This window comes from Blastopirellula sp. SH421 (assembly GCF_057808535.1).
This window is the reverse complement of sequence record NZ_CM173712.1, coordinates 213,288-225,910: the sequence shown is the minus strand read 5'-3', so window position 1 is coordinate 225,910 and position 12,623 is coordinate 213,288. Positions and strand designations below refer to the sequence as shown.

At 56.3% G+C, this 12,623-nt stretch carries 15 protein-coding genes; 10 read left to right on the top strand and 5 right to left on the bottom strand.

Annotated features, from left to right (window positions below; all coding sequences use genetic code 11):
* The first annotated feature begins 130 nt into the window (after positions 1–130).
* A complete protein-coding gene (locus SH421x_RS00895) occupies positions 131–469 on the top strand; it encodes a four-helix bundle copper-binding protein (RefSeq protein WP_488853413.1) in 339 nt (112 codons plus the stop codon).
* 68 nt (positions 470–537) lie between these two features.
* Here the strand turns inward: SH421x_RS00895 and SH421x_RS00890 are convergent, their stop codons facing one another.
* Together SH421x_RS00890 and SH421x_RS00885 are read right to left on the bottom strand one after the other, a co-directional pair.
* A complete protein-coding gene (locus SH421x_RS00890) occupies positions 538–1,419 on the bottom strand; it encodes a sialate O-acetylesterase (protein ID WP_488853412.1) in 882 nt (293 codons plus the stop codon).
* Positions 1,420–1,654: 235 nt separating this feature from the next.
* A complete protein-coding gene (locus SH421x_RS00885) occupies positions 1,655–2,218 on the bottom strand; it encodes an SMI1/KNR4 family protein (protein ID WP_488853411.1) in 564 nt (187 codons plus the stop codon).
* On the opposite strand from SH421x_RS00885, the gene SH421x_RS00880 reads away from it, so the two are divergent.
* From SH421x_RS00880 to SH421x_RS00870, 3 genes are all read left to right on the top strand, one after another.
* Positions 2,217–2,387 (top strand): hypothetical protein, encoded by a 171-nt coding sequence (locus tag SH421x_RS00880; RefSeq protein ID WP_488853410.1) that lies wholly within the window; start codon positions 2,217–2,219, stop codon positions 2,385–2,387. The two genes, SH421x_RS00885 and SH421x_RS00880, sit on opposite strands and share 2 nt — an antisense overlap.
* A gap of 65 nt (positions 2,388–2,452) precedes the next feature.
* Positions 2,453–3,511 (top strand): sialate O-acetylesterase, encoded by a 1,059-nt coding sequence (locus tag SH421x_RS00875; protein ID WP_488853409.1) that lies wholly within the window; start codon positions 2,453–2,455, stop codon positions 3,509–3,511.
* Positions 3,512–3,635: 124 nt separating this feature from the next.
* Positions 3,636–4,604, top strand: coding sequence for an acyltransferase family protein (locus tag SH421x_RS00870; RefSeq protein WP_488853408.1), 969 nt, complete (start codon positions 3,636–3,638; stop codon positions 4,602–4,604).
* A gap of 67 nt (positions 4,605–4,671) precedes the next feature.
* Here SH421x_RS00870 and SH421x_RS00865 read toward each other — a convergent pair whose 3' ends face one another.
* Positions 4,672–4,998 (bottom strand): hypothetical protein, encoded by a 327-nt coding sequence (locus tag SH421x_RS00865; RefSeq protein ID WP_488853407.1) that lies wholly within the window; start codon positions 4,996–4,998, stop codon positions 4,672–4,674.
* Between the two features lie 197 nt (positions 4,999–5,195).
* Here SH421x_RS00865 and SH421x_RS00860 point away from each other — a divergent pair, with 197 nt between their 5' ends.
* From SH421x_RS00860 to SH421x_RS00850, 3 genes are all read left to right on the top strand, one after another.
* Positions 5,196–5,570 carry a zinc ribbon domain-containing protein gene (locus SH421x_RS00860; protein ID WP_488853406.1) on the top strand — a complete coding sequence of 125 codons (375 nt, stop codon included), beginning with the start codon at positions 5,196–5,198 and terminating at the stop codon, positions 5,568–5,570.
* A complete protein-coding gene (locus SH421x_RS00855) occupies positions 5,567–6,829 on the top strand; it encodes an SMI1/KNR4 family protein (RefSeq protein ID WP_488853405.1) in 1,263 nt (420 codons plus the stop codon). Before SH421x_RS00860 ends, SH421x_RS00855 begins: the two co-directional genes overlap by 4 nt.
* Before the next feature lie 78 nt (positions 6,830–6,907).
* On the top strand, positions 6,908–7,630 hold the full coding sequence (locus tag SH421x_RS00850; RefSeq protein ID WP_488853404.1) for a hypothetical protein: 723 nt from the start codon (positions 6,908–6,910) through the stop codon (positions 7,628–7,630).
* 105 nt (positions 7,631–7,735) lie between these two features.
* On the opposite strand, the gene rbp is transcribed toward SH421x_RS00850, so the two are convergent.
* A complete protein-coding gene (gene rbp / locus SH421x_RS00845; RefSeq protein WP_488853403.1) occupies positions 7,736–8,218 on the bottom strand; it encodes an RNA-binding regulator in 483 nt (160 codons plus the stop codon).
* Positions 8,219–8,806: 588 nt separating this feature from the next.
* Here rbp and SH421x_RS00840 point away from each other — a divergent pair.
* The 3 genes from SH421x_RS00840 to SH421x_RS00830 all read left to right on the top strand — a co-directional run bounded on the left by SH421x_RS00840 (position 8,807) and on the right by SH421x_RS00830 (position 11,410).
* Positions 8,807–9,112 (top strand): hypothetical protein, encoded by a 306-nt coding sequence (locus SH421x_RS00840; RefSeq protein ID WP_488853402.1) that lies wholly within the window; start codon positions 8,807–8,809, stop codon positions 9,110–9,112.
* 227 nt (positions 9,113–9,339) lie between these two features.
* Complete coding sequence (locus tag SH421x_RS00835) at positions 9,340–10,314, top strand: DUF1559 family PulG-like putative transporter (protein ID WP_488853401.1); 975 nt, start codon at positions 9,340–9,342, stop codon at positions 10,312–10,314.
* Position 10,315: 1 nt separating this feature from the next.
* Positions 10,316–11,410: a PepSY-associated TM helix domain-containing protein gene (locus tag SH421x_RS00830; protein WP_488853400.1), complete on the top strand. Its 1,095-nt coding sequence runs from the start codon at positions 10,316–10,318 to the stop codon at positions 11,408–11,410.
* A 209-nt stretch (positions 11,411–11,619) separates the two neighbouring features.
* On the opposite strand, the gene SH421x_RS00825 is transcribed toward SH421x_RS00830, so the two are convergent.
* Positions 11,620–12,033 (bottom strand): hypothetical protein, encoded by a 414-nt coding sequence (locus SH421x_RS00825; RefSeq protein ID WP_488853399.1) that lies wholly within the window; start codon positions 12,031–12,033, stop codon positions 11,620–11,622.
* Positions 12,034–12,623 lie beyond the last annotated feature (590 nt).

The following is a 12,623-nucleotide window of genomic DNA, read 5'->3' as shown; positions in this document are numbered from 1 at the left end:
TTGGCGGCGACTTCCGCTTATCTTACTGTCGCCCCGCAGAATGGCGCGATGTTTGCGGGCTCAATCTTTTATGCGCTCCATGCGCTCGTAGAGGCGCCCTACCTCCATCGATTACCAAAGGAGTAGAAAAATGTCGACTGATAAGATTCGCGAATGTATTGAAGCCTGTATCCGCTGTGCCCATGCGTGCGAGCACTGCGCTCAATCTTGCTTAAGTGAGCAAGACGTCACGCCGATGGCGGCCTGCATCCGTACAGATCGTGACTGCGCGGAAATGTGCTGGATGGCGGCTGCTTTTATGAGCCGTGGTTCGCTCTATCTTGAGGACGTATGTGATCTCTGCGCCAAAATCTGCGACGCGTGTGCGGCGGAGTGCGGGAAGCATGACATGGAGCATTGTCAGAAGTGCGCCGAAGCTTGTCAGCACTGCGCTCACGAATGTCGCTTGATGGCCGGCGTGCACGCGTAGTTAGCCGCATGCCAGACGCCCATGCTCTTTCCGCGACGTTGCAGGAAGAGCGGCAGGCAAGGCTTGTCCTAATTGGGGGCTACCAGCTTTTGCATTGCGGTGGCCATTGCAGCGCCTAGTTGTAGTTGTCCTGTTGCGCTATAGTGGACCGTATCTGGTAGGACTTCGAACCCGTCAGTCGAAACCATTTTGGCGGCGGGGATTGCTGCTGGCTTGCCGGAGTCCGCGTCGGCGTCGGCCATTTGCTGGCGCGTCTCGATGCGATGGGTAAACCGCGGCGAGGCAGGTTCATGCGGTAGTACCTGACCATACACCATCAGCAAGTCTCCGTTCTGATTGAGGTCGGCGGCCAGCCGATCTCGCAATCGTTTTAGATTGGCGGCATAGGTGACGGCTGACTCTCCTCCTTTGGCGTCCATCTCTCCCTGCATCCACAGGAAACCTTTCACCTGCGGCTGGTCTTCTTGCCTAGCGAGTTGCGTTAACGCTTTGCGATACATGGCGAGCATCTGTTGATAGAGCGTGCCGACATTCGGGTCAGCGGCGGTTGTGCCGGGATAAAAATTTCGGCGTTTTGGGCCCGGTTCGGTACCCTCCCATTTCCCCCCGTTCCAACCATGATAGAGCGGCATCCCGCTGGCGTGATACTTGATCAGATAGACCGGGTGCTCGGCGCTAGCCATCTGCAGCGCGAAGCCAACCTCCGGACCAAATTCGCCTGCTCGCGTCGAGAGCTTGGTTTCTCCCAGCACCAGCGGTTCAAACGTTTTGCCGTTCCAGAAGAACGCGTGCGGAACCTTAGCGGGTACGCTCTGCGGCAAATCAACGAGCTTGCCGATTCCCTGCATGTTCGACTGGCCCGAGAGCAGATAAACGTGCGGCTGGGCGGCTAAGGAGATCGCTGCGCTGCTCAGCAGCAAACCGGCGACGAACAAACGAAGAGCGTACATAGAAAGAGCTCCGGTGGGAAGTTTTAACGGAAGTGTCGTCGGCAGGCCCAAGCCTGCCCTTCTCTATCGCACTTGTCCTTTGGATTGAATTTGCTTCATCAGCGCGGTGTTCTCTTAGACCTCCTCTGGCTGGTCGTCAGCTCGATTCTGCTGCTGGGCTTCACGATGAGAATTCATATTTTGTTCCGATGACCAAACTCTGACGTCTGCTTGGGCAATTTGTCTGGTTAACTGCTCATGCCGTTTCGTCGACATAGGAGACCTGCCAAGGGGTCTCCGTTTCGTATTTGTAGCGTCCATTGGTCAAGTCGGAAGAGAATTGCGACAGCCATTGTCGGAATCCGCAGGCAACAACCCGGACCGGCCCGATCTCGTGGTGAAACCAAATAATCTGTCCCATCGTCCCCTCTGCATCAGGATCGAAATCAGCACAATAGTGATTACCGCCGCCATCTTCGGTTAACGGGAGCCAGCGAGAGTTCCAATGCACCGGTTTGATGGGGCCAACCGGATTCGAAGGCGTGTCGGACAGAACACCATCATGAAGCAACTCGTTCCACCGAGACCATTCTTCTTCGATGGCTTGAATAGTCATCAACGGTCCTTCTGGGAACAGAGACAACGCCCAAGTTCCATCATGGATTTTATACGACTCTTCGATATCGGCTGGCAGCGAGATGCCAGTCAAGTCTTCCATGTGATTGATGTGCCGATTGGATGCCGGGCCTGGCAATTGGTCGTATGCTTCCTTATTAGCCTCCTGAAGCCATAGCTCGATTTGATTCCAGATCATCAACATGAAGAAAACCTTTCTGGTCAACAACCCCGCAGGGTATCGAACGAAATTTACCATGGGTGAAGGCAAAATGCCTGCAAAGATAACAGTATTTAGTTTACCTGCTGCGCCGCATTGCAGCGAGCAAACGAACCGCCACTTTTCTCGTGCTTACCGCCAGCAGATCCGCTAGGATGATCCTACTTGTCCCATCCAATTGGCCGTTCGGCCTCTCGCCGTCTCTCTACGAGTTTAAGCATGTCACGATTAATCACAATCTTATTTGCACCTGTGTTCACTGCCGTCTGTTGCGTGTCTCTGCTTGCCGCCGACACCTATCCCGTCTTCATCCTGGCCGGCCAATCCAACATGGAAGGCAAAGCTGCCAACACGCTGCTGGAACATCAAGCGACCGATCCGCAGACCGCGCCGCTGTTCGCGAAATTTCGGCGCGATGGCCAATGGATCGAACGGGATGACGTCTTCATCAAGTTCCTCAATCGCCAAGGTCCGCTGACGATTGGCTATGGCTCGCCCAACAAAACCGGCCTGGAGCTTGAGTTCGGTTCGGTCATCGGCGATCACTATGATCAGCCGGTCTTGCTGATCAAAACGGCCTGGGGCGGGCACTCGCTCTATCAAAAATTTCGTCCCCCCAGCGCCGGCCTGCCAAACGAAGAGACGCTGCAAAAGGAACTCGCGAAAGCCCAACAGCAAGTTCTTAACAACAACGAAAAACGAAACCGCAACGATCCGTTGCCGACCATGGATCAAATTCAAGCCGAGTACGGAGTTTCGTATCGCGCGATGCTGCAAGAGGTCGAGTCGACGCTCCAAAACGCAGACACCTTGTTTCCAGCGTTAAAAGGCAAGACGCCGCAGATTGCTGGCTTCGTCTGGTTCCAAGGGTTCAACGACATGTTCGGCGATGATGCGCCCGGCGAGTACAAGCAGAACCTGCAACTGCTGATTCAAGATGTTCGTCAAGCTTGGAATTCGCCTAACCTGCCAGTGGTGATCGGCGCGCTGGGTCAAAATGGCTCCGGCCCGGCCAGCGAGCGGATGCAGCAAATCCAAACTGCGCAGCTTGCAATGAACGCCGTGCCAGAGTTTGCTGGCAACGTCGTCACCATTCGCACTGACCTGCTGGTAGACAAGAATGCAGAAGCACTGATCAAGGATTGGAAAGAGCATGAGGAAGCCTGGAAGAAAGTGGGCTCAGATCAGGCATATCACTACTTCGGCAGCCCCATCTGGTATGGCCGCATCGGCAATGCGCTGGCCTTAGAAATGCTGAAACTGCAGCAGGAGAAGTAGCCCCGAGCGGCAAGCAGCACAATCGCTACATTCAGCAAGACAAGCCGGTGAGAGCGCTCCGTTTTTGGAACCTATGTTTTCAATAACGTGGCGCTCTCTTTTTTTCTCTTGCCTTGCTTGCCTTATGAACGTCGCTCCCACTTTAACCAGGGCCGATAAGCCGCCGGCCAAGCCGATCGACCGCTTGGTTTGGCTCGATGCTGCGCGCCTGGGAGCGATGGGCTTGGTGGCGCTGCAGCATATCCTCACCATCTGTAACCGTGAACCGCCGCAACTGCTGCTGGGGCTCGATCCTGGCCAGATCGGCGTCGCGATCTTTTTCGCGATCAGCGGGCTACTTGCGGCGCAAGGAAAACAAGGCCATCCCGTCAGCTGGCTGACAAAACGACTCTCGCGGATTTACTTGCCCTACTGGATTGCCGTGACCGGCGTCCTGTCGGCCAACTATATCGTGCAGTACAAGCCAGCGCCGTTGTCGCTGGTGATCGCCGAACTGGCCGGCGTGGTCGGCTGGACGCACAGGGGCGATATCGTCGGCATTTACTTTTGGTTTGTTTCGCTGCTGTTGTTCTGCTATCTGCTAGCCGCCCTCGTCAAATGGGATCGCCGCGTGTTGCCGCTGCTGGTGATCGCGTCGATCGTCTGGCTCTGGTGGGACGCAGGCTTCGCCGCCAATACGTTGGCGTTTTTGACAGGGCTCTCGCTAGGGCAACTGGGCAAGCGTCCTTCGCCGCGGCTGACGTTGGCGGTGGTGATTGGCGCAGCAATGCTGACCTTCCTGGTGCACCCCGGCTTTGCCTGTGTGTCGATCGCCGGACTAGCGATTCTGACAACCGCGATTCCCTTCACGCTGCATCCCCAAGCCGAGGCGCAGATCGCCAAGCTCTCTGAACTTTCGTACCACTTTTACCTGGTGCATGTGCCATTCTATCTAGCGGCCGACAAGCTATTTCCCAACAAGCTGCTGCCGGTCTTTTTGCTCGGCACGGTGGGCGCCGTGACCGGCGCGATCGTGTTGTATGTGATAGAAGCGTATCTGCGCAAAGGGATCGCATCCCTCTGCCCCAGTCGCCGGCCGGTTGAGTCGGTCTAGAGCTTGGCCCACTAAAATTCAGAGTTCAAGGATGGATCGCGTTCGTCGGCAGGCACGGCCAGCCCGACTACCATTCTTCGAACGTCAGCCCTTCGATCTGCGTCGGATCGGCGCCAGCGTAGAAGTCGGTGATGATCTGTTTGCACTGGGCGACATCACCGCTTTTGGTCCAAGAACCACTGCGTTCGGGAACCGGAATATCGATCACCATCGATTCGTCCTCTTCCCACATGAACTGGACGGTCATTTCGGCGTCGTTGGAGACGCCCAGAAAAGAGAGCGCCTGGCCCGACATCGCGTCCCACGCTTCCAGAACTTCAGACAACGTCGCCGTCTTGGAAGACCCGCCGTCGATCCCTTTTTGTTTCGCTTCGTCAAAATAGAAGTACTTCATGAGCGCCGTTGAGACTGGGGGTGCATGGGGGTAAATAGGCCGCTGCGTGGCAACCTGAATTGAGGATACTCCGAGATCGCACACGGGGCGAGACCCCAGTATCCGCGGGAGTCGTTCTCCTACCCCAAGAGCTGGTTTGAGCGCCATCTGGCCGTTAGAATGCGACTTGAAGCCACGCCTATCACCGGCCTTTTCTCATGACTGAAAAACCAAGTTCCGCAATTCCAACGGCTTCTCAAATCGCTAGATACATCGTCGCAAAACTCTTCTCAACACTCGTCATGATCTGCGCGATCCTGGTCGGCTTGAAGATTGCAATCGAACTTGGCGGCCCGTGGGGGCTTGGAGTATTCGTGCTGCTCGTTCTGACCTGGCTGGGCTATAGAATTTACTGGAGCACCGAAACCGTTCTTCAACGATCCCGTGTCGACGAGGTGATCCGAGCACGCGGCACAACAGAGGGTCATACGTGCTCAAAATGTGGCGCGGCGCTGCCGGGTGAGTTTCGTTTTTGTCCGCATTGCGGATCATCGCTCGTTGATTCCTCTCTGAATTATGAGTCAAAAAAATGACCTTGGCTGCCCTGAAAAAGCTGGTTCCTCCACCGGAGCAAGTTACCGAAAATGGTTCAGAAGCAGAGTTCAAAGAAGTTGAAACCAAGTTGGGAATCCGCTTGCCGCGCGACTACCGCGACTTTGTGCTTACTTACGGGGGCGGTCTCTTCGCAGGCTTCTATCTTGTCTACAGCCCGTTCGCACAATCCGAGTGGACGGAGTTGAGTCGGCAGCAAAAGTTTCACTCCGACGACCTGATCAACTATCGCAACCATGATCCCGAGCGCTGCCCCTACCCCATTTTCTCCCTAGCTAGAATAAAGAACCGTCTTACGCCGCCCCGGTTCCATGCCTTCGAAAGCAGCTTCATGATCTCTCGAATACTCGCTGCCTCCCTTTCGTTGGTTTTTATTGCAGCCGCTTTATCCGCCGAGGAGATTCGCCACGCCTACTTTATCGCCGGCCCTAACTTCACCGGCGTGCTGGACGAAGCGGGGCAGCCCAGTTGGGACTCTGGCCAACCGGGCGCACGCGATGGCTTTGTCCTGCCCAACGGCAATTATCTAATCGCATGGGCCGGGGAAGCAAAAGAGCTGACGCCTGGCAAAGAGGTTGTGTTTCACTATGTCAAATCGAGCGCGAACCAAGAGCTTGGCACGGTCGAGCGGCTGGAGAACGGTAACACGTTGATCTCGGAGCTAGGCGCCAAGCCGCGACTATTAGAAGTTGATCCGAGCGGCAAGATCGTGGTCGAAGTTCCTCTGAAGCCAGAAACCGACAACGCCCATATGCAGACGCGGATGGCGCGCAAGCTGCCTAGCGGTAATTACTTGGCGCCGCACCTGCTGGCGTTCAAGGTCAAGGAATATACGCCAGAAGGAAAAGTGGTGCGCGAACTAGCGACCGACTTGCCGGAACTCGGTGGCCGTGCGGCCGAGAACTGGCCCTTCACGGCGATTCGTCTGGAGAACGGCAACACGCTGGTCAGCTTGACGCACGGCAACAAAGTGGTCGAGCTGGACGCCGCCGGCAAAATGGTCTGGCAAGTTTCCAATGAGGATCTCGACGGCCAGCCGCTGGTCGATCCATGCGGTTGTCAGCGACTGCCCAACGGCAACACGGTCATCGCCAGCTATGGCGCGACCCAGGGGATCAAGATCTTGGAAGTTACCCCCGACAAGCAGATCGTCTGGAGCAACAGCGGTCCCTACCGCGTGCATGACTTTCAGATCTTGACTACCAATGGCAAGCCGCTTAATGGTAAGCCGCTGAAGTAGACAGACAAAAACGTTGTCTTGACGCACACCGAGGGAGTAAATTGCAGGCAGACTTCAACGTCATGCAACGAGCGATCCATGGCCTGGCTTCTGTACATCGCGACGATCGCCGCTACGCTGCACTGGTTTATCACCGATCCCTGGGCGATGCAATTCGCTTGGTATGTGCGCCACCTGCTTCGTCCCAGCACTTGGCAAGATCGAGATCACATCCGGGGAACGCTGCGATGGGATGTGTACGGTGGACGCATCGCCAAGCTGTTGACGCTGCTTATCGTGCATGGCGCCGCGATCCTTTGGCTATCGCTCACTTACAACTGGGCATTTACCGTCGCCGCGTTGTGCGGATCCATTGGTGTGATCGCGACGTTGCCCCGGTCGCATGCCAGAACAGCTCCTTGCCGTGCGGGCAGCGATCGCAAGCACTTTCAAGCAGTGCTGCTGGCGGTGCGTGACCTGCCGCGATTGCAGAAGTCGCAGGTGTTGATCGACGATCGTACGTATCTATTTCAGCATGACGCAGGCTCCCCCCAGGCATTTCTCCTGTGGCGAGAGAATGACGAGTCAGGCGATGAGTCGCTGAGCGGCGCTGGCTTCTTCCTAGAAGCCAATCGTATTGCAATGATGTTACGCCACGAAGAAGGCCTGATCGAAGTGCTCGACCCCGGCCAGCGCCCCAGCTCCTTTGTCGTCCAGTTCGAGGTCTGGGAGGAGAAGCGATACGACCTGCTGTGGACCGCTGAGTACGAACCAGGTCTGTTTTACAGCCTGTATGACGATCACTACTTGGATGGCGCCTAAGCCGGCGCAATCGGGCGGTCAAGAAACAAACAACGGCTGCATGGTGACAGCCGTTATTCGAGGTTGATTTAGTTTCGGCAAACAATTGCCGAGGGGAAGCGTCGCTTACCAGCGATCGCCGCCGCGGTCTCCACCACGGTCGCCGCCGCGTCCGCCGCGATCGCCGCCACGGCCACCGCCGCCGCCGCCACCACCGCCGTATCCGCCGCGACCACCACCACCGCCACCGCCGCCGCCGTAGCCGCCGCCGCCACCATAGCCGCCACCACCGCCGCCGCTGCGACCACCGCCGCCGCCGCCACCGTAGCCGCCGCCACCACCACCGCCGCCGCCAGAACGTTCGCGTTCGCGAGCTTCGTTCACAACTAGCTTACGGCCATCGACGTCAAAACCATTCAAGGCTTCCGTCGCAGCGACTGCGTCGCCATCGGAGGCCATTTCCACAAAACCGAAACCGCGCGAACGGCCAGTTTCGCGATCATTGATCACGCTCGCCGAGGCGACCTGACCATATTGACCAAACAGGTTCTCCAGCTCACTGGAACCATAACCGTAGGGGAGATTCCCTACATACAACTTCTTACCCACGGGCGCAGACCTACTCAAACATTCTGACTAGAAACGATCGATCACGGATGGATCGAAGAAACACGAAAAAAGCAGCGTAACCACCGGCGTGTGATTCGCGAGCGGCTACCTTAGCCGGCTCTACAGTCAGAAGGGGAGAAGAAGATTCGGTCGTGCGCCGTTCGAAAATTCGGACCGGAAACCTGATCGTCGCTCGCGTCTTCGGGACTTTCGTCAGCCGACAAGTAATTCTTGCAGTCTGATCCTATCGCCGCGAATTGACCTTCGTCAATAGAATTCGGCTGCTTTTGCCAGTTCATTACCCAAAATTGACGTAATCGTCGCTCGCCTGCTCGCCGCTCCTCCCCGGACGGTGGCCGATCGCAACCGTTTGTTGATTCCTTTCATAATTCTCCCCGGCTAGACTCGGCTCGGCAGACCATTGAAAAGCTCATCTCTCACTACCGATCGCCGCTGGTTTTCGGGGCAAGTAGGCGAAGTTCTCTCTCCAACCTTCCCCGGCCTTTGCTGGGAATCGCGTCAAAACGGCCTGGCAACTACAATTGGCCCGTATCGACACAACTCGCCGTCCAACGCAAAGCGTCCTGAATGCAATCCAAAGTAAAGATCATTGACCTTTTTGATTGCGGCTCAATCCCGGCCGCCGAAGCGGCGCATCGCCTGTTGCTGCTGGTCAGCGAAGAGAACGTCGCCGAGCTGTTGGCCGATTTGCCCCCGGCGGTTCGTGAAAAAATCATGACGATGCCAGCCGAGTACCGCCGCGTGCTGCTGGGCGCTCATACCACAATCATCGGCCCCGAAGAGTTCGACCTGCTCGGACATCTCCCCTCTGAAAAAACACCGACAGCCGAGCAGATTGCCCTCGCCAAACTACGGCTCGCCGACGAAAGCTAAGCAAGCCGCACTGTGCAGCCCCCCTCTCCGCCGGGTTGCGATCCTAAAAAATCTGTTCGCTACTGCTTCCCACTTGATACCCACCGTAATCCAACTACAATCGATGACACAAGTGAGACTGAGTCTCTAACTCAGCAGCATTCTGTCGCCAGCCGCCGCCAGCGAAATCCGTGTTCCGATAGCTCGGGCCAATCCCCCAAGTCTCTACGGCGAGAGAAACAATTCACATGAGATTCCGCTCATTTCGGAAACCCTACTCCCAAGATGGTTTTACCCTGGTCGAACTATTGGTGGTGATCGGCATCATCGGCGTCCTGATTGCCCTGCTGCTCCCCGCCGTTCAGGCAGCCCGTGAAGCCGCGCGACGCATGCAATGCAGCAACAATTTCAAACAACTCGCACTCTCGACCCATCTCTTCCATGACACCAATCGCAACTTTCCGCCGGCCGCCTACGGCACCAAGGGGCTGACCGAAGGGCAGCAATCCGCTGACCCCAACTTCTATATCAATTACAGTCCATTTTTGGCGGTCTTGCCGTACATCGAACAAGGCAATATTAGCGATCGCTACCAAAAGAATCTTCCTCCGGATGACACGACCGATCCCGACGGTGATGGAGTCACCAATGCCTCGCTGACGTCGCAGCCGTTGGACCTGTTTTCTTGCCCGACGATGCCGATCCCCGAGCTTCCCCCGCGGCCGGCATGGTCTAGCTATGGCTTCTCACGCGGCAACTACACCTATGTTTCTGGATCTGGCTATAACGCCATCTGGACTCCAGACGATGGCCCCATCGCGTCTCGCTACTTTGGCAAAGTGCGTTTTGCAGACATTACCGACGGAACCACCAATACCCTTTTGGCCGGCGAGATGCACTACACGCTAACCAACTTCACCTTTACCAACGGCGCAAACTCGGGCAGCCCTCGCAAAGGGAATACCTCTTGGAGCTTTGGTCATCCTTATGGATATGTCACGGCCAGCACCAACGTCCCGTTTAATACGCACGAAGTGGTCGATCGCACCGTCACTGATTATTGGAAGACGAGCGGCCTCTACGCATTCCGCAGCACCCATCCTGGCGGCGGACAGTTTGCGCTCTGCGATGGCAGCGTTCGATTTATTAGTGAAACGATCCAGCACGACACATACCAGGCTTTAGGTTCGCGCAGCGGCGGCGAGGTCATTGGAGAATATTAAAATGAGCATTGCTTCACCTCTCAAGAGCATCCAAGAATCAGACTCCGCTCAACCCACAGCGGCCAAGCCAAAGCTACGGAAACGCTCGCTGCTTAAGCAGACCACGCAGCTAATCCGCCGCTCGCATCTTTATCTGGGGCTATTTCTTTTGCCCTGGGCGATCATGTATGGCTTCACCGGCTTCTTGTTCAATCACCCCTACTCTTTCCGCGATACGCCCAACAAGACGTTTGGCGCTGCTGCATTGGTCGGCACGCCGCTAGAAATTTTGCCGTCGCCAACTGACCAAGCCCAACTTGTGATCGCCCAACTCAACCAACAGCAAACGCCGGAGAAGGCTTACCAACTTGTTGGAGAAGCCGAATACGCCGCACGCCAAACCGCTTTCGCCACCGTCAAATACAACAACCTTAAAGACAAGGTCATAAGCGTCGCGTTTAATCTAACCCACTCCGCAGGCGGAGTTCACTACGAAGGAAATCGCGAGCGCAAACCGCTCCCCCAAGCCCCTTTTACGGCCGGCCCGCCGGTCGTGACCCGATCTTTTGGAGGCGGCGGAAATGAAAGCGCTCGAGCATCCGGCGATCGACGCGGCCGCGAAGCCCCTGCTGAGGATGGCCCTCAAGCGGCGATTCAACTAGAAGATCGGCTCGAAGATCGCGTGCTCGCGACGGTCCCCACGATCCTTGAACGTACTGGTTTTCCCCCGGCGGATGAAATCATTGTGACCACGATTCCGACGATCGCGTTTACGGTCGACTGCGGCGGGGAGCAATGGAATGCGCTCTACGATCCTCGCTCTGGCGGCATCAGCGGCACGCCGGTTGGCTCCGAACCGAAAACCCAAATGGGCTGGCGTCGGTTTCTGACACAGTTGCACATTGCCCATGTCTATCCCTACGAAAAAGGCCCCAAGTGGTACTGGGCGATCATCGTCGACGCGATGGCGTTTGTCATGGTTTTCTGGGGGATCTCGGGACTAATCATGTGGTGGCAAATTAAATCAACCCGCAAATGGGGATTGATTACATTGGCGTTCAGCGCCGTCGTCACGGTCGTACTGGGCTACGCTATGCATGGAGCTCTAACTATCTAACGATGGTTTTGGCCCAAAGAGGCCGTCTTAAAAAAAGCCAGGGGATCGTCGTACAGCGACGGCGCCCTGGCTTTTTTAGGTCGGCCCGTGGGGCTTCAGCCACGAGGCGACTCTCATGATTTTCCGACCCTATTCCGCCGCGATTTATCCGTGGCCCGGCAGTGGGCTATACCTTCGGGAATTGCTCACCAACCGCCGTAGGCCTACCACTACCAATCGCAGAGCGTGAAGTAGCTGTTGGGCAGCGCGAGGAGCCACTCGCGGGCAGCCGCTTCTTCCAACCAAATCTGACCGCGCAGCCCTCGGTTTTGGGCTACGGCGGCGACAAAATCCAGCTGTTGTTGTAATTGTGGACTGATAGGAAACAGCGGTACATAAGCGACCGCTAATCCGCGCAACGCCTCGGCTGCCGCTTCGCCAGCCACATGCGACTCTAGCACCGAAAGCGGTCGTCCTGCGGTATGGTCCAACCACAATACTCGCTCTCTTTGATGCCGATTCGCTACCTTGCCGATCGAATCCCCCATTGCGATGCTCTCCTGAGGAGATCGCCAGGGTCCGGTAGTCGTCGCCACCAAGAGCCGCAGTTCCAGTTCAAATTGATAGTGAATATCCATTTTCATGCCTGATCCAACACCCATGGCGAGTCGAGCACGATAACGCGCAGAGAGACTTCCAGCCTAGCCTCACGCTGCTCGCCAATGAAACCATATCATGCGTTCTTCGGTCTGGTTGGATTTTGCGGTGAAGCCGCAGAGCCTGAGAAATCCAAAACAAGACCAGACGAGTTCTCCACCCTGACACACTTACTGCAGCGGCGAGTGCCTGGCGGAAAAGCGATCGACAAAGCGCCGAAAGGATGGATGGAGCCTTCCTGGGACTCCAAGGAGCGCCCCAACTGCCCAGGCTGGATTCGCTGTGCGACACAGTCCTTGGCAGGCAGCCGGCAAAAAAACCTCGACAAATAGCTAGTGTTTTGCTATTATTTATTCACACATCTATCGCAACATGCGACTGCGGGTTTCACTTTGGCGGTGTGTTTTCGTTGAAGATCGGCAACTTCAAGCGAGATCGACGTGGTGGTTTACTGCGCTGGATGCGCTGCCTTTTAAATACATGACCCGAGGTAGTGTGCGCCGAGATGCAAACCACCTAAATCGGGGATGCCGTCCCTGTCACTGAGAATGTCTAACTCAAAGGGAATTGCCATCGA

Bases quoted from the DNA above. Each gene is read 5' to 3' on its own strand.
- SH421x_RS00875 (WP_488853409.1), top strand. From the start codon at position 2,453: ATGTCACGATTAATCACAATCTTATTTGCACCTGTGTTCACTGCCGTC.
- SH421x_RS00830 (WP_488853400.1), top strand. From the start codon at position 10,316: ATGAGCATTGCTTCACCTCTCAAGAGCATCCAAGAATCAGACTCCGCT.
- SH421x_RS00870 (WP_488853408.1), top strand. From the start codon at position 3,636: ATGAACGTCGCTCCCACTTTAACCAGGGCCGATAAGCCGCCGGCCAAG.
- SH421x_RS00860 (WP_488853406.1), top strand. From the start codon at position 5,196: ATGACTGAAAAACCAAGTTCCGCAATTCCAACGGCTTCTCAAATCGCT.
- SH421x_RS00850 (WP_488853404.1), top strand. From the start codon at position 6,908: ATGGCCTGGCTTCTGTACATCGCGACGATCGCCGCTACGCTGCACTGG.
- SH421x_RS00835 (WP_488853401.1), top strand. From the start codon at position 9,340: ATGAGATTCCGCTCATTTCGGAAACCCTACTCCCAAGATGGTTTTACC.
- SH421x_RS00880 (WP_488853410.1), top strand. From the start codon at position 2,217: ATGAAGAAAACCTTTCTGGTCAACAACCCCGCAGGGTATCGAACGAAA.
- SH421x_RS00840 (WP_488853402.1), top strand. From the start codon at position 8,807: ATGCAATCCAAAGTAAAGATCATTGACCTTTTTGATTGCGGCTCAATC.
- SH421x_RS00865 (WP_488853407.1), bottom strand. From the start codon at position 4,998: ATGAAGTACTTCTATTTTGACGAAGCGAAACAAAAAGGGATCGACGGC.
- SH421x_RS00890 (WP_488853412.1), bottom strand. From the start codon at position 1,419: ATGTACGCTCTTCGTTTGTTCGTCGCCGGTTTGCTGCTGAGCAGCGCA.
- SH421x_RS00885 (WP_488853411.1), bottom strand. From the start codon at position 2,218: ATGTTGATGATCTGGAATCAAATCGAGCTATGGCTTCAGGAGGCTAAT.
- SH421x_RS00855 (WP_488853405.1), top strand. From the start codon at position 5,567: ATGACCTTGGCTGCCCTGAAAAAGCTGGTTCCTCCACCGGAGCAAGTT.
- SH421x_RS00825 (WP_488853399.1), bottom strand. From the start codon at position 12,033: ATGAAAATGGATATTCACTATCAATTTGAACTGGAACTGCGGCTCTTG.
- SH421x_RS00895 (WP_488853413.1), top strand. From the start codon at position 131: ATGTCGACTGATAAGATTCGCGAATGTATTGAAGCCTGTATCCGCTGT.